The 511-nt window shown below is 39.3% G+C and carries 1 protein-coding gene; it reads right to left on the bottom strand.

The genetic code is table 11. The annotated features are described in order from the left end of the window. Positions 1–108: 108 nt before the first annotated feature. Entirely contained in the window at positions 109–474 is a 366-nt protein-coding gene (locus tag ACP45E_RS01445) for a cupin domain-containing protein (RefSeq protein ID WP_026026566.1), read from the bottom strand. Between the last annotated feature and the right edge of the window lie 37 nt (positions 475–511).

The following is a 511-nucleotide window of genomic DNA, read 5'->3' as shown; positions in this document are numbered from 1 at the left end:
CGTTAACAGTAGCTTTATAACGCCCTTGTTAACAGGCAAAGAACGGTTGGCTAAAATCGCGTAGCGATAGCCGACTGTTTTTTGTCCTGTTGAACAGCTTGTTATACGTTAAATCCAAACTTGCTCTTCTGCTGATACTGTAACTTCACTTTTATCTTCGCCAGTATGTGCTGTTGAAGATGGTTCTACCATCATAAAGTGTGTATCTGGTTGCGCTTTAGGACAATGTTCAACCCCTTTGGGAACCACATACATTTCCCCCGGATTAAGAACAACATCTCCAGCTTTCATCATCAAAGTTAGCTGACCTTTAAATACTATAAAAAGTTCATCTTCATTATCGTGTTTATGCCAAACAAGTTTGCCACTTCCTTTTGCAATTTTCACCAGTTGTCCGTTGGATTCGGCTATAATTTTTGGCGTCCACTCTTCAGAAAATAGACCAAACTTCTCATTGATATTTACTTTATTCACGTAACTTTCCTTAACGTATAACGCTCGCTTAAGCTGC

The sequence above is a fragment of the Vibrio genomosp. F10 str. 9ZD137 genome (assembly GCF_049974785.1).
Taxonomy (GTDB): domain Bacteria; phylum Pseudomonadota; class Gammaproteobacteria; order Enterobacterales; family Vibrionaceae; genus Vibrio.
Note: the sequence above shows the minus strand (reverse complement) of the source record. Positions and strands in the feature narration are given on the sequence as shown.